This window comes from Streptomyces sp. SID5785 (assembly GCF_009870065.1).
Classification (GTDB): domain Bacteria; phylum Actinomycetota; class Actinomycetes; order Streptomycetales; family Streptomycetaceae; genus Streptomyces.
The window spans coordinates 1-2,073 of record NZ_WWIA01000865.1 but is presented as its reverse complement, the minus strand read 5'-3'; the positions used below and the strand labels follow the sequence as shown (position 1 = coordinate 2,073).

Below are 2,073 nucleotides of genomic sequence, written 5' to 3'. Positions count from 1 at the left end.
CGCGCGCACCTCGACGCTGCTGGCACGCATGCAGGCGCTGCTCAACCGGTCGGCGGAGCCGGCGGCGCCGGGCCCCGCCCCGGTGCTTCAGGCGAGCGTCGTCGACGAGCAGGTGCTGACCGAGGCCGGGGTGGCGGAGGCGACCGCGCTGGCGCTGGTCCACGACGACGACGAGGCGAACATCCGCGCGGCGCTCGCGGCCCGGCGGCTCAACCCGCGGCTGCGGCTGGTGATCCGGCTCTACAACCGCACGCTGGGCCAGCACCTCGCCGACCTCCTCGACCAGGCGGCCGCCCTGTCGGCGCCGGGCCGCGGCCCCGCGGATCTCGACGCGTCGACGACGGTCCTGTCGGACGCCGACACGGCGGCTCCGGCACTCGCGGCGACCGCGGTCGCCGGCACGAGCAAGGTGGTGCAGGCCGACGGGCTGCTCCTGCGGGCCGTCGAACGCACCCCGCCGCGCGGCGGACAGGTGCCCGATCCGGGGCTCGCCACGCTCGCCCTGCTGTCGGCGACGGCCAGCGACCCGGCCGGCGCGGAGGGCGCCGACACGGACGACGGCCGGGAGGGCCCGCGCCTGCTGCCGGACGACCGGACGGTGGCGGCCGCCGGGGGGCGCGGCACCGTGGTCCTGGAGACGGTCTCGCCGGCCGGGCGCCCCGCGCCGGTCCGCTCGGTGGCGGCCCGCCGGATGCCGATCGGCTCGCTGTTCTCGCGCCGGCTGCGCTGGTCGGCGTTCGGCCTGTCGGTCAGTGTGCTGGGGCTGGCCGTCGCGACGTGGGCGACCGGTGACGTGGCGCCCGTGCACGCCGCGTACGTGACGCTGCTCGACCTGTTCGCGATCGACGATCCGGCGCTGGACGAGCCGACGGCGCGCAAGGTGCTGCAACTGCTCACCGGCTTCGCCGGGCTGCTGCTCCTGCCGGTGCTGCTCGCGGCCGTCCTGGAGGCCCTCGGGACCTTCCGCACGGCCTCGGCCCTGCGGCGTCCGCCGCGCGGTCTGTCGGGGCACATCGTGCTGCTGGGGCTCGGCAAGATCGGCACCCGGGTGCTCGCGCGGCTGCGGGAGCTGGACATCCCGGTGGTGTGCGTGGAGGAGGACCCGGAGGCGCGGGGCATCGCGCTGGCCCGCAGTCTGCGCGTGCCGACGATCGTCGGGGACGTCACGGAGGACGGGGTGCTCGAGTCCGCCAAGGTGCACCGCGCGCACGCGCTGCTCGCCCTGACGAGCATCGACACGACGAACCTGGAGGCGGTGCTGACCGCGCGGGCCGTCAAGCCGGATCTGCGGGTGGCCCTGCGCATGTACGACGACGCGTTCGCCGCTGCCGTGTACCGCACCCTGCGCGCGGCGCATCCGGGGGCGCTGACCCGCAGCCGCAGTGTCACGACGCTGGCCGCGCCCGCGTTCGCCGTGGCGATGATGGGGCGGCAGATCCTGGGGGCGATCCCCGTCGAGCGCAGCGTGCTGCTGGTCGCGGCGCTGGACGTGGCGGACCATCCGCAGCTGGCGGGGCGGACCATCGCCGAGTCGTTCCGGCCCGGCGCGTGGCGGGTGCTGGCGCTCGACGCGGCGCCGCCGGCCGACCGGCGGCCCGATCTGACGGCGCCGCCCGGGGACGACGAGCCGGACCGTCCCACGGGCCTCGTCTGGAATCTGCATCCGGGCTATGTGCTGCGGCGCCAGGACCGGGTGGTGCTGGCGGCGACGCGGCGCGGTCTCGCGGAGCTGCTCGGCCGGGGCGAGGTCCGCAGCCGGGCCTGAGCACGCGGGAGTCCGAAGACAGGCCCTAACGCTCGAAGGGGCGGACCCCGGCGACGCGGCCGGGGCGCAGGATGCGGACCCGGCGGCCCTCGCAGTTCGCGCACCGCGGCGCCTGCAGCAGCGACGGCGTGGCCCGGCCGTCGAGCGCGTACGCGGCGCGGATGCGCCCGTGGTCGTCGACGCTCACGTCGATCTCGTAGGTGCTCTCCCAGCCGTGCCCGCAGTCCAGGCAGACGAAGGAGTAACTGCGTCGGACATGCTCGGAGGTCATGGCTTCCTCCCCGCGGAACCGGTCGGTGGGCAGTGGG

The 2,073-nt window shown here is 76.5% G+C and carries 2 protein-coding genes; one reads left to right on the top strand and one right to left on the bottom strand.

From position 1 onward, the window contains the following. Positions 1 to 1,765 (top strand): NAD(P)-binding protein (locus GTW43_RS27875; RefSeq protein ID WP_161304728.1); only part of this gene is annotated, 1,765 nt, incomplete at its 5' end. 25 nt (positions 1,766 to 1,790) lie between these two features. Here the strand turns inward: GTW43_RS27875 and GTW43_RS27870 are convergent. Further along, positions 1,791 to 2,073, bottom strand: a 283-nt coding sequence (locus GTW43_RS27870) for a hypothetical protein (RefSeq protein WP_237536855.1), incomplete at its 5' end; no start/stop codon positions are given.